Genomic DNA, 24,591 nt, shown 5'->3' on the forward strand with positions numbered 1-24,591 from the left:
ATGTTGATTTAATGCCAGAATCGCTGATTCGGAAATCATTCGATGTTAAAGTCCGACCTGCCCTTTTCCTCGGCGCGAGCAATGCAGCCTATGCCGCTAGAAATGCTCGTTGTCCCGTCGGAACTCGACGGTGGCGCGGGTGCTAATCGAGCGTTGTCAGGACGTGCCCAGATTGCAGCCACCAACGACCTGGATGCGATCCGCGCGTGGCTGTCGCGCTTTGCGGATAAGAAAACGACCTTCGAGAATTACCGCAAGGAGGCCGAGCGATTGTTACTCTGGTCGCTTGCCACGCTCAGCAAACCCATTTCCTCGCTCACTCACGAAGACTGCCTGCGCTATCAGCGCTTTTTGCTCGATCCTCAACCCGCCAGCACCTGGGTCGCTGGTGGCGGTCGCAAGCACCCCCGCACCGATGCGCGCTGGCGCCCGTTCTACGGTCCGCTGTCACCCGCAAGTCAGCGGCAGGCGATCGTGATCCTCAATGCGATGTTTTCGTGGCTCGTGCAAGCGGGTTACCTCGCCGGCAACCCGCTCTCGCTGTCGCGCCAGCGGGCTCGTCAGAATGCGCCACGCATTACACGCTATCTGGAACCCGGCATCTGGCAAGAGGTGAAGGACAGCATTGCAGCGATGTCGCGAGAGACCGCGCGCGATACCGCGCACGCCTACCGGGTGCGATGGCTTTTTACCCTCCTCTATTTGGGCGGGCTACGCATTGCCGAAGTCGGCAACAACACAATGGGCCAGTTCTTTATGCGACGCGATTCGGATGGCGCAGTTCGTTGGTGGCTCGCGGTACGGGGCAAAGGCGACAAAGAACGATTGGTACCGGCCACACGCGAAATGATGACTGAATTGTCGCGCTACCGGCAGCACCTCGGCCTGAGCGCGCTACCATCCCAAAGCGACGATACGCCTCTGGTATTGCCGATCGGCGCAACGTTCGAAAATGGTGGCGTCCAAACGCGTCCTGCGTTGACCCGTGCCGCGCTACACGCGATCGTCAAAGAAGTGTTTGCCCGTGCGGCAGCACGATTACGTGAACGCGACGCTTTGGCTGGCGCCCGCGCAGACCTGCTCGAAAAAGCCTCCGCTCACTGGCTGCGGCACTCGGCAGGATCTCACATGGTCGATCGAAAGGTCGATCTTCGACTCGTGCGTGATAATTTCGGGCACGCGTCGCTCACCACGACGAGCATGTACCTGCACCTTGATGACGACCGACGCCATCAGGAGACGGATGAAAAGCACCTTATAGACTGGTAGGACTTGCTTCATCGGTTTCCTGATGTCCGCGCGGCAATTTTTATGAAAGCACATTCACCAGACCCACAAATCTCCGCCGATAAGCGCAGCGTCACATTCATCATGATCTGGCAAGGCGAACCGGTGAAATGCGTGGTCTCTCGCGCCGCACTCGAAACGTACTTCTGGCTCGCTCCGGATGCGGATGATGCTCGAACAATTAGGGTATTCAACAACGGTTTCCGCCGCATTCACGCCGTGGCTGAGCGCAAGTTGCGAGCGCGTGACTCGAAGCACCTTGAGCTATCAACCTCAAATTTCGCAAAGAACTAAGGCACGTCTGCATGTGACGCGTTGCTGACGCGCTATTGGCTGGCGGTTTTCTCTGGCGAAGCTTTCTAAAGCAGAGCGGTGCGCAGACTATTAGTTGCATCTGTGCCTTGCTCGATTGTAGCCGGGGTCGGCTTATGGAGAGAGCATTTCATCACCACCGATTGGATTACCTTGACGGCGACGGAACCAGCGATTGCGGGGCGATGAGCGCATTGGAGAAAGCTCATGTCCCAGCTCTGTCGCATGTTCGCTTTTGCGCTAACTGTTTCAAATTGCGCTGCCGCGCCGCCTTCCGGTTATGGCGATCCGGCTTATCTGCCGGGCAAGATTGCATCTTGGGCTTCTGTTGTTTTCGACGAATCACCAAAATACTGTGCGGCCGGTAGTCGGGAGATGCGCTTCGTGCAAAGCAAGAAGTCATTCAGGGCCGCCGTTCACGACCGCCGCGTAATAACATCCGGTGGTGTCGCCACGCTTCAGACGTTTCGATCTAAGCTCTGTTTAAAGCATCGTCATCTATGATCTTTCTTCCTGCGCAAATCGACTCCCTGCCGCTTCCGCCTGATGTTCCGGACGACCTTCAGGTCTGGGCCGTTTCGATCGATCTTTCGGCGTCGTTCGCAGAGGCTCAAGCAGATGTTCTCAGCCCCGCTGAACGCTTTCGCGCTAAAAGCTATCTTCGACACGTTGATGCGATGCGTTTCGTCACAGTGCGCGCCGCGTTGAGGATTGTGTTGTCTAAACTGACGAACCAAGACCCTGAAAGTCTGATCATCGAAAATAACGAATTCGGACGGCCGACGCTTCGCACTACCGTCGGCATCGACTTCAACGTTTCGCACTCTGGGTCATACGGTGCAATCGCTCTCTCGACGAAACGGCGCGTGGGAATTGATTTAGAGCAGAAAAACATGTCGCTTGATTGGCGAGAGCTGGCGCCCAGTGTGCTGGAGTCGGCGGACTATACAGTCGTCAGCGCCCTCCCCGAGGACAAGCGCATAGAAGCATTCGCGACCACGTGGGTCGGCAAAGAAGCCATTTTGAAAGCGCACGGGACTGGCATCGCAGCACCCGATCTTGCTATGGAGACTTTCTCGGTATTGCCGATTCACGGAGGGGCATATTCTGTCTCAGCTCCGCTGCAGGACTACGCTGCTATTGAGTTGGGGGCGCCGGAGCACTACGTCGCGGCACTCGCGTGGTCGATAAAGTGATGGACGGTCGCGCTCGAGCACAACGCCGTCGACTTTATCGCCACAGGGGGCGATTGTGTCCCGGCATGGCTGTGATCACGCTGAAGCAAGCGTAGTGTCGTGCAGCGGCTGCAACCAGCCAGTGGTCCAGGTCAGTACTATTTGCTACGGCAAGCGCCTGCTTCAGGCACCGCAGGATGCGGTCTAGTCGGCTTGAACCTCAGCATGCGACTTTCGATCCCGTGCCATGAGAGCCATGCCAGGGCCAGCGTGAGCGGTAACGAGATCAGACCTCCGATTACCGGTGATGCCGTTTCGCCCTGGAAGGAAAGAACAATCTGCTGCAGCGGAAAACCGCATATATACACGCCATACGACAGATCGCCGTAGCGTCCCGCATGGCGCAGACCCACGGTCGACATCGTGGCGATTGCGATGACCATCCACAGAAGGAGCACAGCGAACGCGAGGTATGCGTGCCCTGCCTCGTACGCGCAAACAGCAAGCGTGCCGAGAAGAATGCCGAACTGCAGCCTGCGGGCCGCATATAACGCGCGGTACACCCACAGCAGCGTCCCGCCGATGAACATCAATCCGAACTCGAAGAAGAACATCCGCGGCACGTTGGGCGCTTCCTCGCGTTCGATGATGAAAAGCCAGAACGCGCACGCGGCCCAAATGACCGCGACCGCGTGCCGCGACATCCGCATGACCGTCGCGCCCGCGACGGTCAATAGCACATACCAGCCGCATTCCAGCGGTAAAGTCCAGAGCGGCCCGTCGACTTTCTGCATCGGGTTGGCATCGAATACGCCCGGCAGCACTTCGGTCGGCATGAGCACGAGATGCCCGAGAAAGCGCCACGTTTGCAGGTCCCGCAGATAATCGGCGACTCGCCACGACGTCATGAGCGGGTCGACGACGAAAGTCAGCATCAACGTGACGACGGTCAGTCCCGGCCAGATGCGCAGGCAACGGCGCATCAGAAAGCGGACGACATGCGGATCGCGCTCCCAGCTTCCCGCTACGAGATAGCCGCTGAGCGCGAAGAACACCATGACGCCGCCCCATCCGAGATCGAGGTAACGCGTGACGGGGATGAGCTGCCCGTTCATCAGGAACAACTGGTGTGAAACGAACACAGCGAGCGCTGCGACGAGGCGGACCGCATCGCAGTTGTCGTGATCAGCGTTCATACGGTTCCGAACGGGCGCGGCGATCGCAACGCACGAAAAATGCGCAATCAGTAAATGGCGCTGCGCGGCCCCGACAGCACGGACGTGACCGTTCGCGGCGACGCGTCCAGCGCACGCGAAGTAAACGGAAAGCGCGTCCATGTCTTGCTCGCATAGGCGCGCGTCGTCTGCCGGTAATACGGCGATGCGGGATCGTCGGATACGCCGGTCGTGAGCATCGTGTCGGCTTGAGGACCATCGGCGTCGAAGCTCACCACTTGCATGTAGCTGTTGCCATGCGCGTCCTGGTCGAGCGCGTAGCCGTCGCGATCCAGCGGCTGCATCGCGCATGCGACCGTGAAGTAGCCCTCGCGGTCGCAGCCGCCGTAAAGCGGCACGCGCGTCTCGCCTTTGCCGATGCCGAGCATCGCGCCACGCATCAAATCGGCTGCGAAGCCGTTCGCCTGCAGCGCGAGCACCGCGCCGCCAAGCGCATTGCCGAGCGCCCGTACGACAGCGGGGTCGGCCGTATCGATGCCTGCGGGCGTGGTCAGCGGATGGCTCGCATCGAACGGCGTGGTGTAGCGCTGCAATTCGGGCATTGCGCTCGCGCGGTTCCAGAATTCGTCCCACAGGTTCGCGCCGCGCGCGTTGACGTTCGCCGTGCCGTCCCACGATCGCAGGACGGCGCACGCGGGTCCGATCTTCACGTCTTGCGTCCTGGCGGGCGTGGCCGAATCGAGCGTGACGCGCACCGTGTCCGCTTGGCACACGGCGTCGGTGACAGGCTGCAGATACAACTGCGCGGACATCGACGTGCTCGCGAGCACCGCGCGCTCCAGCGCGTCGCGCCGCACGCCGCCCGGCTCAGCGATCAGTTGCGCGGCGATGGCATGCCCCAGCCGCGTGCGCAGCGATTGCTCGATCCCCGTCTGCCCGACGACTTGCGGATAGCCCGTCAGCGGCGCATGCGGATTCGTCAGCCAGTAGCTGCCATTGAAATTGCCGACGTAGTCCGCGCGCTTCAGGCTCGGCATGGAGTCGGCCGGCAAGCGCCCTGCCCGCGTCGCGCCGGCGAGCGTGTGCGTGGTCCACGCGCACGCCGCGCGCGAGCCGTCGAGGAACGGCACGCCGGGCATGCGCGCATCGGCGACGCGGCCGGCGGGCGTGGTGCAATCGGCGGCGAGCTTGTCGGTGACGCCGGGCATCGCGCCGATATCGGCAAACCACACGTCGGGATCGTTGCGTCCGATCGCGAACGTATTCACCCAGGGCATGGCCGCTTCGCGCTTCTGGATCGCGATGAAATCGTCCAGCGAACGCGCTTGATCCCATTGCAGGAAGTTGGAGAACGTCTCGGGGTTGTCCGCGTTCACGTCGAACAGCGCGAACGCTTGCTTGTCGTTCCAGGCCAGCGCGGGCGAGAGCGAGGACAGATCGACGACCGGCCCGAAGCGCGTGCGATACATCGTGCGCGTGACGGGCGCGAGCGTGCCGGTGGTCATGTCGCGCACCTGGACCGTGACGAGCACGGCGTGCATCGCTTCGTCCTGGCCGTCGTAGCGATAATGCGTCGGCGCACCGGGCGCGAGCGTCAACTGGAAAATGCCGAAGCGCCGCGCGCTCGACACCGTATGTGTCCACGCGACGTTCTGGTTGAAGCCGATCATCACCATCGGCACGCCCAGAAACGATGCCCCCGCGACATCGACTTGGCCGCCGATACGCAACTGCATCTGATACAGCCGGTCCGGGCCTTGCCAGAACCAATGTGGATTGCCGAATAAAACGCTCTGGCCATCCTGCGTCGCGGCCGCGCCGAATGCGAGTCCGTTGCTGCCGATGCCCGCCCGGCCTCCCACCGACAAGCGGTCGGCAATCGTCCGAGGCGCGGTTTGCCCGCTCGTCGATGCCGCGCTCGCGGCGCTTCCCGGGAGTTGCGCATGCGCGATGCCGCGATGGAACGGCATCGTGCCGCCCGCAAGGTTGGCTGCGATCAAGCGGCGGTACAGGTCGTCGGCGCTGATATGCGCGACCCAGCGATCGCCCGAACAGGCGGCATGCGCGCCGGGAAAGCGTCCCGCGTGCAGATCGTCGACATAGCGGTTGTAACCGTCCGCGTAACCCGTGATCAGCGCGCGTTCGCGCGACGGCTGCGCGCTGCGGAAACGTGCCACCGCCGCATCGTCGATAACGGATCGGAAGAAGAAATCGGCGTCGAGATTATCCGGCTGGCCGAAAGTCGATGGCGTCGATGGACGGCCTTTTGGCCCGAATACCGCCGAGCGTTCGCCGCGCCAGGTGACGAAGCCGTCGGACAGCGTGCATAGCGCGTCTTGCGCCTGCGCGTATCCGACCGCGAAGCCCAGGCTGCCCCAATCTGCCGCGTCGATGTGCGGTACGCCGTCCTGCGTGCGTTTGATCGTCACCTGATACGGAGTATCGGCCGAATGGGTTTCGGCCGATGCGGTGACGGGCGTATGACACGCGCCGAGCGTCAGCACCACCGCGGACAAAAAGCATGCGGCCGCGAGCTTGCGGCCGCATTTCGAAGCAATCAAACCGAACATGTCCACCTTTGCGTTGTGTTTCGTCGAGTCCTACGGGCTGCCATCGCGCGCTTCGCCTCAAGCGGTTCAAGCGGCTCAAGCGGCTCAAGCCGCCGCGTTGAGCGAATGCTGTTCGAGTTCGCGTCCGTCGCCCGTGGCGACGATCTGGCCGTAGTCGAGTTTGATGTAGCGATCCGCCAGCGCGAAGTAACGGTCGTCGTGCGTGATGACGAGCACGGTCTTGCCGCGCGCCTTCAGATCGGGCAACAGCCGGCGATAAAACACGTCCTTGAAGGTCGGATCCTGATCGGCCGCCCATTCGTCGAACACGTAGAACGGACGATCCTCCAGATACGCCACCAGCAGCGCGAGCCGCTTGCGCTGCCCCTGCGACAGATCCGTCGTCGAGAACTTGCCGTCGCGGATCGTGACTTTGTGCTCCAGATGCAGCAGTTCGAGCAGCTCTTGCGCCTGCTTGTCGAGGCCGTCGATGGCAAAGCCGTGCAGTTCGTCGAAAAGGAAGAAGTCGTTGAAGACCACGGAAAAGTGGTGGCGATAGCGGTCGCGGTCCGCTTCGTTCACTTGTCTGCCGTTCAGTTCCACGTGTCCGCCTTCAGGGATATACAGCCCGACGATCATCTTGGCGAGCGTGGTCTTGCCGCTGCCGTTGCCGCCGATCAGATACACGAGTTCGCCCGGCCTGAACGCGAGATTGACCGGCCCGAGCGTGAAAACTTCGTTTTCCTTCTCGCGAAAGTAGCTGTGCGTGACGTCCTTGAGCGCGATGTTTTCGAACGACGTGGCGGACTCCGCCGGTTCCACGTTCTCCTTCGGCAGATCGCGATTGACCCGGTCGATACGCTCGAGCGCCACCTTGGCGGAACTGAGCGATGGAATCGACGACAGCAGGCCTTCGATCGGCATGATCATGTACAGGAACACGACCGCGTAGCCCGACAGCACGTGCACATCGACCGTGTGGAAGCGCGTCAGCACGAACAGCACGCAGCCGATGAAGGCCAGTAGAATCATGCTGCCCCAGCTTGCGGCAGCCGTGTACAGCACGTAGCCGCGCGTACGCTGCACGCGCACCGCTTCCACATTGGCCGCGATGGAATCGTTGACGAAAGCGTTCTTGCGGCGACGGTGCAGCTTCAGTTCCTTCGCGCCGTCGAAGAGTGCGCGGAAATCCTTTACCAGATCGTCCTCGCGGTCGCGCGAGGTGCGCAGATGAAACATCGCCCGCGTGTTCGCCAGATGAAAACCGAGCGCGCCCGCGACCACCGTTATGACAGCGAACACCAGAACCTGCCAGGAAAGATAGCCGAGATAGGCCAGACAGCCGAGCACGACCGCGCCGTTCATCGCGAGCGACGGCAAGCTCAGAAAGAACACGACAATGGTGTCCAGATCCGAAGTCAGCACCGTTAGCGCGCTCGCTGGACCCTGCCGATCGAGATTCTGGTACGACGCATCGGTCACGCTGTGAATGGTGCGCATGCGCAGCGCCGCCTTGGTGTTCTGGCCGAGCTTCACGAACGCTGTCTGCGACAGCGTGCGCGTGATCAACACCGCGACGGCCAGCAGCAGGAATTGCCAGCCGAGCGCCGGCAGTCGCTCGGGGGTCGTGCCCAGCGCCTGGTTGATGATCGCGACGAGGCCCGCGTTGGCGAAGCCGCCCACGATACTGATGATCAGCGCCACCAGCAACATCCAGCGAGATTGCCGGATCAAATTCAATAGCAGAGACATGTGAATCCTTTGTAGCGTGTTGTCTGTGTCGGCGTAGCGGAGTCGTGTGCGTGCATCGTCATAATTGAGCAAGGATATCGCGCATTGCGTTCGCCATCGCGGCATCGTCGGCAACGGGACGCTGCAGCGACGACAGTGCGAGCGCCAGCTCCTGCAACGGCTGGTTGCGCATCAGGTCGGCAAGCGGCGCGTCGATACCGAGTTGCGCGCGGATCGCCGATTGCACCTGCATCGCCGCGAGCGAATGGCCGCCCAGTTCGAAGAAGCGGTCGCGGCGACGAACCGGCGCGACCTCGAGAACGCTCGACCAGATGCCGGCCAATGTCGTTTCCATCTCGCCCTCGGGGCATTCCGCAGGATCGGCGGATGCCGATACAACCGGCGCCGGCAACGCCCGGCGGTCGATCTTGCCATTCGGGTTCAGCGGCATCGCCTCGAGCACGACCACGGCCGCCGGCACCATGTAGTCCGGCAAACTCGCCGCGAGGGCTTTGCGCAGCGCGTGGCCGTCGAGCGTCGCGCCTTCGGCCGGCACGGCATACGCGAGCACGCGCAGTCCGCCCACGCCGTCGCGCGTGATGACCGCCGCTTCGCGCACGCAGGGTTGCCGTGCGAGCGACGCCTCGATCTCGCCCAATTCGATGCGAAACCCTCGCACCTTCACCTGATGATCGGTCCGGCCGAGATAGGCCAGCGTGCCATCGGGATTCCAGCGCACGATATCACCCGTCCGATAGAGCCGCGCGCCGGGCGTATCCGCAAGCGGATCGGCGATGAAGCGCGACGCGGTCAGCCCCGGGCGGCCGAGGTAGCCACGCGCGAGCAGCGTCCCGCCGATGCACAACTCCCCTGCCACGCCTAACGGCGCGGCGTTGCATTGCGCATCCAGCACACGCAGCGCGCGGCCATCGAGCGGACCGCCGAGCGGAATCTGCGCGGGCACGTCCACGTCGTGCTGAAGGTAAGGCGCGCAATCGAACGATGTCGTCGTGACCACTGCCTCGCTGGGGCCGTATGTGTTCGCCAGCGCTATGTGCGCGAGGCCTGCCGTGCGCCACGCGCGCACGCCATCGGCGGGCATCGCTTCGCCGCCCGCGTGCACGCGTCGAAGCGTTAGGCAGGCATTGCGCACGGCGTGCGGATCGCGTGCTGCGAAATCCTGCGCGAGCGCGTTCCAGTAAGCCGTCGTCAGATCGGCGACGGTGATGCGTTCGCCGGCCACTTCCGCGAGGAAACGCTCGCTGCTCCACAACTCGGGTCCGCGCAGAATCAGCGTCGCGCCGACGGCGAGCGTCGGAAAGACCTGTTCTACGAAGCCATCGAAATTGAAGGTCGAGAATTGCAGTACGCGATCCCGCGACGTCACGCCGAACAGATCAATCGACACCTCCGTATGACGCGCCAGCGCATCGTGCGTGATGCCGACGCCTTTCGGCCGTCCCGTCGACCCCGATGTGTAGATCACATACGCAAGCCGCGTGGGCGACCACGCGCAATCCGGCTCGGGCTGAGTATCAGGCGGCGGCAGCAGGTTCACATCGAGCGTCGTGACGCCGAGCCGCGCGAGGGACTCGACCGGCACGCTGGAGGTGTCGGCACTCGGCGCGGTCAATGCCACCGCTATGCCGCTGTCCTCGATCATGAACGCCAGCCGTTCCGCCGGATACGACGGATCGAGCGGCACATACGCCGCGCCCGCCTTCAGCACGCCGAGAATCGCGACGATCATCGCGATGGAGCGCTCGATCGCCACGCCGACGCGTGCTTCGGGACCGATGCCGGCCGCGCGCAAGGCGTAAGCCACCTGACTCGCGCGGCGATCAAGCGTGCGGTAATCGAGCGCCACGCCGTCGAGCACGAGCGCGCTTGCGTCGGGCCGAAGCGACGCCTGCCGCGCGATACGCACATGAACGGGCTCCACCGCGGGCACTTCCGGCGCGTGGCCAAGCCGGACTAATTGCGCGCGTTCGTCTGCCGGCAACATGCCGAGCGCGCCGAGCGGCACATCCGGTGCGGCGACGAACGCATCGAGCAAGGTGGACAGTTGCGCGGCCATGCGCTCGATCTGGGCGGCGTCGAAGGTGTCGCCCGCATAATCGAAGTCGATGCGCAGGCTATCCGCGCCGCTCTCGCCCTGCCTGCGCCCCTGCGTGACCGATAGCGTCAGCGGATAACTCGTGCGATCTTCGTTGCGCAAGTTCGAGAACCGCAATTCGCCCACGCCGCTCGCTTTCAGGATGTCGTCGACCGGATAGTTTTCGAACACGATGATGCTGTCGAACAATGCCTGCCCGCCTTCCATTCCTGCCCAGCGCTGAATATCGTAAAGCGCGACGTGTTCATGCTCGCGAGCGGCGACGCCCTGTCCCTGCACGCGTTCGAGCCACGCGGATACGGTGATCGACGGGTCCGGCAGGCCGATCACCGGGATCGTGTTGATGAACAGGCCCAGCGTACGATCCGCGCCCGGCAGCGATTCCGGACGGCCCGCGACCGTCGCGCCGAAGGCGACGGCGCGCTGGCCGGTATAGCGTTGCAACAACACGAGCCACGCGGCCTGCACGAGCGTATTCGGCGTCACGCGCCGGGACCTGGCGAAGCGGCTGAACGCGGCCGCGCGTTCGGCATCCCATGTCAGCGACCACGACCCGTTCGCGGCGGCGCGGGACGCATCGGCCGTTCGTGGCGGCTGCACGGCGTGGGCTAGCAAAGTCGGGCCATCGAGCATCGACAAGTGCTCGCGCCACCAGCTTTCGCTCGCGGCTTGCGACCGCGTGCCGAGCCACGCGATGAAATCGCGATAGCGCCCCGGCGCGTGATCGGCGGAACGCCCTTCATATGAGGCCAGCACCTCGGCCAGCAAACGCGCGGCGCTCCAGCCATCGAGCAGCGCGTGATGAAAGGTCCAGACGAAGTGATGACGCGCCGCACCGGTACGCAGCACATCGACGCGCCACAGCGGCGCACGCGTGAGATCGAAGCCTTGCGCGACCAACGCGGCGGCGTGCCGATCGAGACGCGCGTCGAGTTCCGCGCCGGCATGCGGTCCGGCATGCCAGTCCTCGACAACGAACGGCGTCGGGACGCTGCGCGCGACCCACTGACGCGGACCGTCGTCGAACGATAGAAAGCCGGTGCGAAGCACGTCGTGACGGATCGCCGCGGCCGTCCATGCCGCTTCGAATCGCGCACAATCCAGACCGTCGATATCCACGCGCATCTGGTTCACATACGCGCCGGGCTGCTGCCCGAGCAGACTATGAAACACGATGCCCGTCTGCATCGGCGCGAGCGGATAGAGATCCGCGACATCGGCCGCGCGCATCGGCAAGCGATCTAGCCGCGCCTGACCAACGCCGGCCAGCGGCACGTCCGACGGCGTCAGCCCCGACGCGCCGCTTTCGCAATGATCCAGCGCGGCGAGCAGTTCGCGGCGCACGCTGTCGGCGAGCGCGTCGAGCACGGCGTGGCCGTAGCGGTCGCCATTCGCATGCAGCAATGCGACCGACAGCGCGCCATCGTGAATCTGCGCGGCGATCTCCAGTGCGTGCGTCGCGCGATTCAGCGCGCCCGTCGCGCGGCCGCCCGATTCCGTCGCGAGCCGCCAGCCGTCGCCGTCTCCGACATGAGCGGTAGCGTCGAACTGGCCGAGATAGTTGAACAGCACGTCCGCGTGGCCAATGCCCGCGAGCGACGCGCGTTGCGACGGCGTGCCGAGATACTTCGCCATGCCGAAACTGATGCCGTCGTGCGGCACCGCGCGGCGCGCTTCCTTCACGCGCTTGAGCGCCGCGCCGGGTTCGCCGGTCGGCGCGAGTTCGAACGGATAGATGCTCGTGAACCAGCCGACCGTGCGGCTCAGATCCGCCGCGCCGAACGGTGTTTCGCGGCCATGAGCTTCGAGATCGATGCGCAACGCATCGCGCCCGGCGAAGGCGCACAACGCGCGGCCCGTGGCGAGCAGCAGTAGATCGACGAGTTGTGTGCGATACGCGACGCAGGCGTCCTGTTGCAAACGTCGCGTGGCGGCGCGATCGAACTGCACGACGGCACGGACGGCTTCGCCTGCGGCATGCGGCGAACCCGACGAACCCTCGGGCAGCGCGGCGGGGACATCGGCGAGAGGCTGCCAGTGCGTCATCGCGCGTTCGACTTCTGCTCCGCGCGCCGCTTCCTGCAACTGTCGGCCGAAGGCTTGATAGGACGTCGTCGGCTCCGGCAACGACACAGGTTCGCCCGCGCGGCGTCGCGCATAGGCGTGTTGCAAGTCGTCGAGCAGAATGCGCCACGACACGGTATCCACGGCCAGATGATGGATCGCGATGAAAACGCGCCAGGTGCCATCGTCGATGCCGAGCGCGAGCGCCCGGATCAGCGGTCCGCGTTCGATATCGAGGCTAGCTTGAAGGGCGTCGCATCGGGCTTCGATATCGGCCGCAGGAACTTGCGACACGACTTGCAGCGGCGACGCCGTCTCTGCCGCCGCGTAACGTTGACGCCAGCTATCGGTGAAATCGAAGCGCAGGCGCAACGCATCGTGATGCGCAATCGTTGCATGCAGCGCGTCTTGCAGCGCACCGGTATCGAGCGTGTGTCCGACGTTCAGCAATACCGCCTGATTCCAGTGGTTGCGCACGGGAAACGGTTCGGAGAAAAACCACGCCTGGATCGGCAGCAAGGGCACGGGTGCGTGCACATCGATACCGGCGATCGGCGTGACCGTGGCAGGCGATGTTTCATCGAGCGAGACGGAGACGGCGACGGCTGCGAGTTGCGCGACGGTCTGCTGCTCGAAAATCTGCCGCGCGCTCAGACCGACACCCGCGCGACGCGCCAGCGCGACGATCTGCAAGCCCATGATCGAGTCGCCGCCCAGCTCGAAGAAATTCTCGTGGCGGCCGATACGCTCGCGCTTCAACAACTGCGCCCAGATCGCGGCCAGCGCCGTTTCGACTTCCCCCTGCGGCGCTTCGAACGATGACGACGCGGGTTCTTCCGGCGCGGGCAGCGCGCGGCGATCGATCTTGCCGTTCGGCGTCAACGGCATCGCGTCCAGCACGATCAGCATGCCCGGCACCATGTAGTCGGGCAGCGTCGCGGCGAGTTGCGCCCGTAACGTCGCCCTATCGATACGATGTCCCGCCGACGCCGTCACGTAACCCGCCAGACGCGCGCCGTTCGGGCCGTCGAGCGCAACGACGACCGCGTCCGCGACGCCCGTCTGTTCGCGCAGCCGAGCTTCGATTTCGCCCGGCTCGATGCGAAAGCCGCGCACTTTCACCTGTTCGTCGAGGCGGCCCAGAAACGCGAGCTGGCCATCGGCGCGCCAGCGCACGAGATCGCCGGTGCAGTAGAGGCGCGCACCTGGCGTGCCGGAAAACGGGTCCGGCACGAAACGGGACGCGCTCAGTCCGGGCTGGCCGAGATAGCCGCGCGCCAGTCCCGCGCCACCCAGATGCAGTTCGCCGGGCACGCCGGGCGGCACCGGGCGCTTGCGGGCATCGAGCACCCACGCCGTGCGCGGTCCGATGCAGCGGCCGATGGGCGCATAGGGGCCATCGAACGCGGCTTCGTCGGCTTGCCAGACGGTAGGCGTGATGACGGCCTCCGACGGTCCGTAAGCGTTGAAGATGCGCTGCGGCGCGAGTTGCGCGCGTACCGCGTCGAAGCCCGCGCGCGACCACGCCTCGCCGCCGACGATGCACGTCCGCACGCGCACCGCTCCGGCCGCCGTCTGACGCGCGAAGGCATCGATATAAGTGGGCGGAAGATCGAGCGCGGTGATGCCGTGGGCGCCGATTTCATCGACGAGCCGCTCGGCGGACCACACGTCGTCGTCGCGCAGAAGGATCGCGGCCCCGCGCGTGAGCGGCATCAGCAATTGCTCGGCGGCGGCATCGAAGCTGATCGACGCGAAATGCAGGCACCGATCCGTTTCGTCGATGCCGTAGCGCGCGCCGATCGCCTCGCAATGCGCTGCCAGCGCGCCATGCGCGACAGCAACGCCCTTGGGCCGCCCGGTCGATCCCGATGTGTAGACCACGTAAGCGAGGTTGTGCGCGTGCAGCGCAGGATCGGGATCGGCGCCATGCGCGTCGGGCAGCGCGCAGGTATCGAGGTTCAGCATGGGCATGGCGCATGCCTGGCGCGCGCGCGCTTCGGACGAAGCATCCACCAGCAGCAAGCCAATGCCGCTGTCGGTCGTCATATGAGCAAGACGGTCGGCCGGATACGCCGGATCGAGCGGCACATACGCGCCGCCCGCCTTGAGGATGCCGAGCAACGCAGCGACCAGGCCGGCGGAACGCGACATCGCGAGACCGACGCGACCTTCCGGCCCGATGCCCTCGCGCACGAGAAGCGCCGCGATCCGGTTCGCCTGCTCGTTCAGTTCACGATAGGTCATGCGCGCGGCGTCGCCGATCAGCGCGGGCGCATCGGGCGTGGCGCGCGCACGCGCTGCGAAGCGCCGATGAACGAAGTCATGCGCGTCGGCCGAACCTTCGAGCGCGCCGCTCCATTCGTGCAATTGCCGCCGCTGCGCCGCGTCGAGCAATGCAACATCGTCGATGCGTTGCGACGGCTCCTCGGTCAGCGCGCGCAACATGTTCAGATAGTGACCGCCGATTCGCGCGATGCTCGCCGCGTCGAACAATTCGGCCGCGTAGATCAATTCGGCGTCCATCGCGCCGTCCGCGTGTTCGTCGATGTTCAGCGTCAGTTCGAACAACGCCGACTCGTCGGGCAAGTCATAGCGTTCGGCCGTCAAGCCGGGCAACGATTCCGTGATGCGCCAGTCGCTGCGTTGATGATTGAACATGACCTGAAACAGCGGCGTATGACTGAGGCTGCGCTCGGGACGCAGCGCGTCGACCAGTGCATCGAACGGCACATCCTGATGCGCCTGCGCGCCGAGCGTGGCCTGACGCGTCTGTTCGAGCAACGCATCGAGCGTCGTGCCGCTATCGATGCGCGCGCGCAGCACCTGCGTATTCACGAAGAAGCCGATCAACGGCTCCGTCTCCATCCGGTGACGATTCGCCACCGGCACGCCGACGCGAATATCGTCTTGTCCCGTGTAGCGATGCAACAGCGCCTCGAACGCCGTGAGCAACACCATGAACGGCGTCGTCGATGTCGCTTGCGCGCGCGCCTTCAGCGCTTGCGCGAGCGTGTCCGGCAAGCGCACACGATGACGCGCCGCGCGATACGCGGCCTGCGCCTGACGCGGTGCATCGGTGGGTAGCGCGAGCACGGCTTGCGCGTCGCCCAGCGCCTCGCGCCAGTACACGAGTTGCTTGTCCCGTTCGCCCGCATCCAGCCATTCGCGTTGCCACGCGGCGTAGTCCGCGTATTGCACATCGAGCGCGGGCAGCGTCAGCGGCTCGTTCAGCACGGCGGCGCGGTAATGCGCCACCAACTCTTCGAGCAGCACGCGCACCGACCAGCCGTCCGAGACGATGTGATGCATCGCCAGCACGAACAGGCTGCGCCCTTCTTGACCGTGATAGAGCGCCGCGCGCAGCAGCGGACCTTGCGCGAGATCGAACGGACGATTCGCCAGCGCACGCGCGGCGTCGTCGATCTCACTTGCCGCCAGCGTGGCCTCTTGCCAGTCGAGCGCGGCGTGCGCGTCGATCCATTGTTCGACCTGCCCCGCTTCATCGGCGATGAAGCGTGTGCGCAGCACTTCGTGACGCGCGACGATCGCTTCGACGCTCGCACGCAAGGCTGACGCATTCACCGCGCCATTCAGCCACAATCCGCCCGCGACGTGATACGCGCTGCTCGCAGGCGACAACTGCCACATGAACCATTGACGCTGCTGTGCATACGATGCCACGACGTGCGGCGCGCCACTGCGCGTGCGCGCGAGAATCGGAAACTGTGCGGGACTGACGCCCTGCTCGTTCATCTTTTGCCAGAAAAGCCTGCGCTTGTCGGGCGTCAACTCGCTGAAGCGTTCGGCGATGCGCCGCGCCGCGTCCTTGTCCATTGCCATGCTCAAAGCGTATCCATGAAGAGATCCAGGCCGCGAAGCGCGTCGTCCGATGGCTGCGCGGCGCGCATTTGCGCCACGGCCGCCGCCTGCGCCGCGAGCGTCGGCGCATTGAACAGCGTCGCGAGCGGCAGGCTCGTGCCCAGTTCGAGCCCGATGCGCGCGTTCAACTGCACCGCGAGCAGCGAATGGCCGCCCAGATCGAAGAATTTGTCGTGTCTGCCGATGCGCTCGATGCCGAGCAGCGTCGCCCAGATCGACGCGAGTTCGCTTTCGATGCCGTCGCGCGGCGCTTCCCACGGCGTGTCGCCGGTCGCGCGATCGAGAGCCGGTTGCGGCAGCGCGTGACGATCGACCTTGCCGTTGGCGTTGAGCGGCATCGCGGAAAGCGGCACGATGCGCCACGGCACCATGTAGTCCGGCAGCGTTCGCGCGAGGGCTGCGCGCAGATCGTCCGGGTCGAGCGCGTCGCCCGTCACCCACGCAACGAGCCGCTCGTCGCGCGCCATCACGACGGCTTCGCGCACGCCGCGCCCGATCAGCGCCGCCTCGATCTCGCCGAGTTCGATCCGCAAGCCGCGCAGCTTCACCTGATGGTCGACGCGGCCCAGACAGTCGAGCGCGCCGTCATCGCGCCAGCGCACGACATCGCCGGTGCGGTACAGACGTGCACCCGGCTCGGTCGCGAACGGGTCCGGCACGAAACGTTCGGCGGTCAGCGCCGCGCGGCCGAGATAGCCGCGCGCGAGTCCCGCGCCGCCGAGATACAACTCGCCTGGCACGCCCGCCGCCACCGGCGTCATGCGCGCATCGAGCACCCGGGTTTGCGTCGCGGCGATCGGCCGGCCGATGGGTACGGCGCGCGCGGCTTCGTCCACGCAGGTCCACGCGGTCACGTCGATGGCTGCTTCGGTCGGTCCATACAGGTTGTGCAACGCGACCGCAGGCAAAGCAGCGGCGACGCGCTGGCGCAAGTCGGCGGACAACGCTTCGCCGCTACAGACGATGCGCGTGAGCGCCTCGCCGCAGCCGGACGCCGCGCCGCTCGCGACGAACGCTTGCAGCATCGACGGCACGAAATGCAGCGTGGTGACTGCATGGCGGCGCATGGTCGCGGCCAGCACGGCGGGATCGCGATGCGCTTCCGGCGCGGCAATGGCCAGACGCGCGCCGACCATCAGCGGCCAGAAAAACTCCCAGACCGAGACGTCGAAGCTGAACGGCGTTTTTTGCAGCACGGTTTCGCCGCGACGCAGTGTGTACTCGCGCTGCATCCATTCGAGCCGATTCCACAACGCGTCGTGACGATTGCCGACGCCCTTCGGTTTGCCGGTGGAGCCTGACGTATAGATCACATACGCCAGATTCGCGCCGTGAAGCGGGACATCGAGATCGGCAGTGTCGAAGCCGCGCGTGTCGATGTCTTCCAGTGCGAAGCACGGCACGCCATCGACCGAAGGAAGCGCGACTTCGCGCTGACGCAACACCACATCCGGCCGGCTGTCCTCGATCATGAAGGCCAGCCGCTCGTCGGGATATGACGGATCGAGCGGCAGATAGGCCGCGCCTGCCTTGACGATCGCATACAGCGCGATCAGCAAGTCGAAGGAGCGCAACGCGGCGATACCCACGCGCGATTCCACGCCGACGCCTTGCGCCCGCAACCAGCGGGCAAGACGATTCGCGCGCGCGTTCAGTTCGCCGTAGCGCATCGTTTCGTCGCCGAACAGCAGCGCCGCGTCGTCCGGATGCAGGGCCGCGTGACGCTCGAACGCGCGGAACACGGGCGCGTAACCCTCGTAGCGCGTCGGGTTCACGCTCCAGCGCGACAGCGTTTCCGCTTCGATATCGTCGATCAACGCGATCTCGCCGATTCGCACGCTGGCCGCCGTATCCTGCGCGAACGCCGCGAGAATGCGTTGGTAATGCCGTGCGAGACGCGCGATGGTCGCCTCGTTGAACAACTCGCGCGCGTAAGTCACTTCCAGCGAGATGGCGCCGTCGGCGTCCTCGCGAGTATCGAGCGACAGTTCGAATTGAGCCATCGGCGCGGGCAGGCCGTAAGGTTCGATGGCAAGTCCGGGAAGTTGCTCCAGCACGCGCCAGTCGCTGCGTTGATGATTGAACATGACCTGAAACAGCGGCGTATGACTGAGGCTGCGCTCGGGACGCAGCGCGTCGACCAGTGCATCGAACGGCACATCCTGATGCGCCTGCGCGCCGAGCGTGGCCTGACGCGTCTGTTCGAGCAACGCATCGAGCGTCGTGCCGCTATCGATGCGCGCGCGCAGCACCTGCGTATTCACGAAGAAGCCGATCAACGGCTCCGTCTCCATCCGGTGACGATTCGCCACCGGCACGCCGACGCGAATATCGTCTTGTCCCGTGTAGCGATGCAACAGCGCCTCGAACGCCGTGAGCAACACCATGAACGGCGTCGTCGATGTCGCTTGCGCGCGCGCCTTCAGCGCTTGCGCGAGCGTGTCCGGCAAGCGCACACGATGACGCGCCGCGCGATACGCGGCCTGCGCCTGACGCGGTGCATCGGTGGGTAGCGCGAGCACGGCTTGCGCGTCGCCCAGCGCCTCGCGCCAGTACACGAGTTGCTTGTCCCGTTCGCCCGCATCCAGCCATTCGCGTTGCCACGCGGCGTAGTCCGCGTATTGCACATCGAGCGCGGGCAGCGTCAGCGGCTCGTTCAGCACGGCGGCGCGGTAATGCGCCACCAACTCTTCGAGCAGCACGCGCACCGACCAGCCGTCCGAGACGATGTGATGCATCGCCAGCACGAACAGGCTGCGCCCTTCTTGACCGTGATAGAGCGCCGCGCGCAGCAGCGGACCTTGCGCGAGATCGAACGGACGATTCGCCAGCGCACGCGCGGCGTCGTCGATCTCACTTGCCGCCAGCGTGGCCTCTTGCCAGTCGAGCGCGGCGTGCGCGTCGATCCATTGTTCGACCTGCCCCGCTTCATCGGCGATGAAGCGTGTGCGCAGCACTTCGTGACGCGCGACGATCGCTTCGACGCTCGCACGCAAGGCTGACGCATTCACCGCGCCATTCAGCCACAATCCGCCCGCGACGTGATACGCGCTGCTCGCAGGCGACAACTGCCACATGAACCATTGACGCTGCTGTGCATACGATGCCCGCGTCCGCCCGCGCGATGCATCGGGCAAGCGCGGAATCGTGGTTTGCCGACGCACCGGTGTATCCGCTGCTGTGGACGCTTCGTCGAGCCGCTGCGCGAGTTGCGCCAGCGTGAGTCGTTGAAACAGCAGCTTCGGCGTGAGCGACACATTCGCCTTGCGCGCTTTCGCCACGACCTTGAGGCCGAGAATCGAGTCGCCGCCCGCCTCGAAGAAATTGCATCGGCGATCGATTGCGTTCGCTTCCAGTCCGATCACATCCGCCCAAAGTCGCGCGAGCAGGATTTCGGTCGCGCCGCGCGGTGCGTCGAGATCGGCGGGCGCGGCGGCTGACGACACCGCAGGCAACCATGCCTGCAATGCGGCGCGGTCAAGCTTACCGTTCGCGTTCAGCGGCAACGCATCGACGATCACGATATCGGCCGGGACCATATAGTCCGGCAGCCATGCCGATATGCTGCTGCGCACCGCATCCGCCGAAACGTCGCCCGCGACGAACGCCACGAGCCGCGTACCGCTTTCCGCGTCGTGTGCCAGCACCGCGCCGCCGCGAACGCCGTCGACACGTTGCAGCGCGCGTTCCACTTCCGCAGGCTCGACGCGATATCCGCGCACCTTCACCTGATCGTCCACGCGGCCGAGATACTCGAGCAAGCCGTCAGCACCGATGCGCGCGCGATCGCCGGTTCGGTACAGACGCGCGCCCAGCGCGAACGGATCCGGCACGAAACGCTCGGCGCTCAGACCCGCGCGGCCGTGATAACCGCGCGCGACACCGGGTCCGCCCACGTAGAGTTCGCCCACCGCGCCCGGCTCGACCACTTGCATCGCTGCATCGAGAACATGAATGCGCGTATTCGGCAGCGCCGCGCCGAGCGGCAGATCGCGTTGCCTGTCCATGATGGCCTGCCATTCGTGCATCGCGACCCCCACGGTGGTTTCGGTCGGGCCATAGTGGTTGAAAATTCGGCACACGGGCTGAAGCGCGCGCAGACGTTCGAGTAACGCGGCAGACGTTGCCTCGCCGCCGACGATCAGCGCTTGCGTCGGCAGCACGTCACGCGGTCGCGCGGCACTCAGCAACGCGGACAAATGACTCGGCACGATCTTCAGTATGCCGATGCAATGTTCGGACATGTAGCGCGCGAATCTATCGGGATCGAATGCCAGTTCAGGCGCGAGCAGATGCAGCGTGCGCCCCGAGCACAATGCGCCGAACAAAACCGTGTGGCCGAGATCGGCCGCAGGCGTCGACACCATCGCGAAAGACGCGTGACCATCGATATTCAACGTCGACAGCATGCCTTGAACGTAATTGCCGAGCGCGCGATGCGTGACGATCACGCCTTTCGGTTCGCCCGTCGAGCCCGACGTGTAGATCATGTACGCGGCGCGATCGGGATGCGCCAAAACGGCTGATGGCGCGTGCGTCGCCCGGTCAGTGTGCGCGTCGAAGCATATCGGTAGCGCTGTCGTGTTCGTTGCGCTTAATCCGGCCGGCAAAGGCGCCGCATGCAACAGCAGTTTCGCGCCACAATCGCGCAACTGCGACGCCAGTCGTGCAACGGGCGCTCGCGCGTCGAGCGGCACCCATGTAGCGCCCGCTTTCAGTGAGGCGAGCATGCCCATCACATGTTCGATGGAACGCTCGGCCAGCACACCCACGCGCGCTTCGAGGGTGATATCGCGTGCGACGAATTGCGCCGCAAGCGCATTGGCGGCGGCATCGAGCTCGGCGAAAGTCGCACTGCGATCGCCGTCGCGCAGCGCGACCCTGTCGCCATGTCGCGCGACACTCGTGTTCCACAGGCTCAACACATCGGTTTCGGTATCGAAGCGTGATTGTGCCGGTGCGTGCTCGTTCGGAAGACGTCCGATCGGAACATCGGGCGCATCGAGCAGACGCTGTGCCGATCGCACGAACGTATTCGTCAAATGCGAGACGAAAGCGGCGTCGAACACGGCATCGTCGTAAGCGACGAGAAAATCGATTTGGCCGCCCGTATCGGTGAAGTCGAGCGCGAGATCGAAGTGCGGCGCATCGTTCGGCAAGACACGCACGGAGGCATCGAGAGGCGCGAACAGATGTTCCGCGAACGGACGCTGTTCGGTGAGCTTGACCTGGAACAGCACATCGCCGGCTTGCGCGCGTCGGGGCAACAAGGCGCTTACGAGCCGATCGAACGGCACGTCCCGGTTCTCATGCGCGCCGAGCACGGTATCGCGCGCGGCTTCGACGAGCGAGCCGAAATGCAGATCCGGCGTGATGTGCGTGCGCAAGACCTGCACATTGATGAAGTAGCCGACGATGTCCTGCGCTTCGGGCCGCAAGCGCCGCGACACCGGCGCGCCGACGCGGATATCGTCCTTGCCGCTCGATTCATGCAGCACGACGTTGAGGATCGCGAGCACAGCCATAAACAGCGACGCACGATGCTCGCCCGCAAAGTCGCGCAAGCGTGCGGCCAAATCGGACGGCAGCGCGAACGAGGTGTGGCGCTGACGACCGGCGAGCGTACCGTCCGCAGCCGGAAACAGACGTGCGGCGGCCGCCGGATCGCCGTCGGACGCGAGTTGCGCCCGCCAGTAATCGAGTTGCGCGGCCAGCGCGGCGGCACCGGTGTTGGCGCGATCCCACGCAACGTAGTCCGCGAATTGCAGACGCTGCGGCGCGTGGTCGAAGCGTCCGTGGTAGGCATCGGCGAGCGATGCCAGCAACACGTTCACCGACCAGCCATCCGCGATGACATGATGCATCGCCAGCAGCAGACGATGCTCGCGCGGACTCACGCTCACCAGATGCGCGCGGACAAGCGGCCCGCGTTCGAGATCGAACGGCGCGCGCGCGATCGTCCTCGTGATCGCGTCGAGGTTGTCGCCGGACAGCGTATGGTCCAGTCTCACGACGAGCGAGTCGTCGATCAGTTGCAACGGCTCGCCATCGTCATCGATCTCGAAGCGCGCGCGCAAGATGTCGTGCCGCTGCACGACTGCATCGAAGGCGCGTTGCAGCGCGGGCACATCGAGTTCGCCGTTCAGACGCAGTTCGCCGCTCATGTTGTACGCCGCGCTCGACGGATCGTGGTGCCATGTCAGCCACAGACCGCGCTGCGCGTCGGACGCACGCGAGCTTGCACGCTGCTTGCCGGAGAGGTGCGGAATCGGCGCGAGCGTGGCCGTGACACCTTGCGCGCGAAGCGCGTTCACGCGGATCGCGGCATCGCGTAACACAGGCGCGGAGAAAACGTCGCGCGGCGTGAAGGCGATCGACCAGTGTGCGCTCGCCGAAGCCGCGATCTGCACCGCTGCCAGCGAGTTGCCGCCTAGCGCGAAGAAACTCGCATCGGCGTTCGCCGGGTTCGATCCGGGCAGCGCGTCGGCCCACAGCGCGGCGAGTGCGTGCTCCGTTTCAGATAACGATGTATCCGCGCTCGGCGACGCTTCGTCGTTATCGATGCGTCCGCCTTGCACAAACCACGCATACGCATCGAGCGAACGTTGCGTCCAGCCGAGCGCGCAGGCCGCACGCTGCACCTTGCCGCTCGACGTTTTCGGCAGGCCGCCCGGACTGAGGAGCGCGATCGCGCTCGCGGGTTCGCCGCAAGCGAGCGCAACGGCTTCGGTCAAGGCCGCCGCGAGGTCCGCCGGCGCGACCAGCTTGCGCATCTTCGGCGACACTTCCGCCGCGATGCCGATGGCCGCACGCCCGTCGATATCGACGGAAAACGCCGCGATGCGCCCGCGCCGCACGATGTCCACATCGCGCTCGATCGCGAGTTCGAGATCTTGCGGAAACAGGTTGCGCCCGCGCACGATCAAAACATCCTTGATGCGCCCCGCGATATACAACTCGCCTTCGTGCATGAAGCCGAGGTCGCCGGTGCGCAGCCACGTCGCGCCATCGCGCTGCACGAAGGTGGCGGCGCTCGCGTCCGCGCGACGCCAGTATCCCGCCGCGACGCTCGGCCCGTTCACGCAGATCTCGCCGATCTCACCGGCCTGTAACGGCTCGCCGCGCTCGGCATCGACGATGGCGATCGCATGTCCGCTCGCGGGCCGCCCGCATGACACGATGGCGCTCGCGCGCGCGCCGCCCACGCCCACGCGCGCGCGCCTTTGCGCCACCGCCGCATCGTCGAACGACGGCGCACGCGCGCCCGTGCGACGCGCGACGCCGGTCACGTACAGCGTCGCTTCGGCGAGCCCATAGCAGGGAAACAGCGCATCGGCGTCGAAGCGTGCGGGCGAGAAGCGCGCGACGAAAGCATCGAGCGTCGGCTTGCGCACCGGCTCCGAACCGGAAAACGCCACGCGCCAGCTCGACAGATCGAGCGCATCGCGCTGGGCGTCGTTCACGCGATCCGCGCACAGACGATAGGCGAAATCGGGACCCCCGGAAATCGTGCCGCGATGCCGCGCGATGGCATCGAGCCAGCGCACCGGACGCTCGAGAAAGTATTGCGGCGACATCAGCACGAGCGGAATGCCGCTGAACACCGGTTGCGACAGCGTGCCGATCAGTCCCATGTCGTGGTACAGCGGCAGCCAGGATACGAAGACATCGTCGCGGGTCACACCCAGCCCTTCGCGGATCGCCGACTCGTTGGCCCAGAGGCTGCCGTGCGTGACCATCACGCCCTTGGGCGTCGACGTGGAACCCGACGTGTATTGCAGAAACGCGATATCCGATGCCGCCGCGCGATACGGCTCGAACGAATACGCATCGCGTTCGATATCGAGTGCGTCCATCGTCAGGCGTGCCGCGCTCGGGGCGATGGCGGCGAACGCATCGCCGAGCCTCGCCTCCAGTGCGCGCGTGGTTACGATGAACGCCGCATCCGCGTCCGCCGCGATGGCCGAAAGACGCGTCAGATGCTGCCCGCGCAAGGATTCCGGGGGATAGGCCGGCACCGCGATCGCACCGGCGTACAGGCAACCGAAAAACGCGGCCACGTAGTCGAGGCCGCTATCCATCATCAACAGCACGCGGACGCCGTTCGTCCAGCCGTGCGCGTCGCGCAGACAGCGTGCGAGCGCCGTGGCGCGGCGATCCAGCGCCGCATAGTCGTAACGCGTGTCGCCGGTCGCGTCGACGGTCACGAGCGCCGTGTGGTTCGCGCGCGAGACGGCCAGCGTCCGCAACTGCTCAATCATGTTCTCAGCCATTTCACCATCTCGTTTGCGCGTGGGCGT

At 65.2% G+C, this 24,591-nt stretch carries 9 protein-coding genes; 4 read left to right on the forward strand and 5 right to left on the reverse strand.

Annotated elements, in window-relative coordinates; all coding sequences use genetic code 11:
* Positions 1–42 precede the first annotated feature (42 nt).
* The 4 genes from P9292_RS01040 to P9292_RS01055 all read left to right on the forward strand — a co-directional run bounded on the left by P9292_RS01040 (position 43) and on the right by P9292_RS01055 (position 2,795).
* Positions 43–1,269 carry a tyrosine-type recombinase/integrase gene (locus P9292_RS01040; protein WP_309851938.1) on the forward strand — a complete coding sequence of 409 codons (1,227 nt, stop codon included), beginning with the start codon at positions 43–45 and terminating at the stop codon, positions 1,267–1,269.
* A gap of 42 nt (positions 1,270–1,311) precedes the next feature.
* Positions 1,312–1,581 (forward strand): DUF1488 family protein, encoded by a 270-nt coding sequence (locus tag P9292_RS01045; protein WP_309851941.1) that lies wholly within the window; start codon positions 1,312–1,314, stop codon positions 1,579–1,581.
* Positions 1,582–1,806: 225 nt separating this feature from the next.
* Positions 1,807–2,103 (forward strand): hypothetical protein, encoded by a 297-nt coding sequence (locus P9292_RS01050; protein ID WP_309851945.1) that lies wholly within the window; start codon positions 1,807–1,809, stop codon positions 2,101–2,103.
* Positions 2,100–2,795, forward strand: coding sequence for a 4'-phosphopantetheinyl transferase superfamily protein (locus tag P9292_RS01055; protein ID WP_309851948.1), 696 nt, complete (start codon positions 2,100–2,102; stop codon positions 2,793–2,795). The genes P9292_RS01050 and P9292_RS01055 overlap by 4 nt, the downstream gene beginning before the upstream one ends.
* 137 nt (positions 2,796–2,932) lie before the next feature.
* Here P9292_RS01055 and P9292_RS01060 read toward each other — a convergent pair whose 3' ends face one another.
* The 5 genes from P9292_RS01060 to P9292_RS01080 form a co-directional block, all read right to left on the reverse strand.
* Positions 2,933–3,970, reverse strand: a complete 1,038-nt coding sequence (locus P9292_RS01060) for an acyltransferase (RefSeq protein ID WP_309851952.1) — start codon at positions 3,968–3,970, stop codon at positions 2,933–2,935.
* Positions 3,971–4,017: 47 nt separating this feature from the next.
* Entirely contained in the window at positions 4,018–6,519 is a 2,502-nt protein-coding gene (locus tag P9292_RS01065) for a penicillin acylase family protein (RefSeq protein WP_309851955.1), read from the reverse strand.
* Between the two features lie 84 nt (positions 6,520–6,603).
* A complete protein-coding gene (locus P9292_RS01070) occupies positions 6,604–8,250 on the reverse strand; it encodes a cyclic peptide export ABC transporter (protein ID WP_309851958.1) in 1,647 nt (548 codons plus the stop codon).
* A 58-nt stretch (positions 8,251–8,308) separates the two neighbouring features.
* Positions 8,309–16,252, reverse strand: coding sequence for a non-ribosomal peptide synthetase (locus tag P9292_RS01075; protein WP_309936340.1), 7,944 nt, complete (start codon positions 16,250–16,252; stop codon positions 8,309–8,311).
* A gap of 2 nt (positions 16,253–16,254) precedes the next feature.
* Positions 16,255–24,564, reverse strand: coding sequence for a non-ribosomal peptide synthetase (locus tag P9292_RS01080; RefSeq protein WP_309936341.1), 8,310 nt, complete (start codon positions 24,562–24,564; stop codon positions 16,255–16,257).
* Positions 24,565–24,591: the final 27 nt, after the last annotated feature.

The sequence above is a fragment of the Caballeronia sp. LZ001 genome, assembly GCF_031450875.1.
In the GTDB taxonomy this organism is placed as follows: domain Bacteria; phylum Pseudomonadota; class Gammaproteobacteria; order Burkholderiales; family Burkholderiaceae; genus Caballeronia.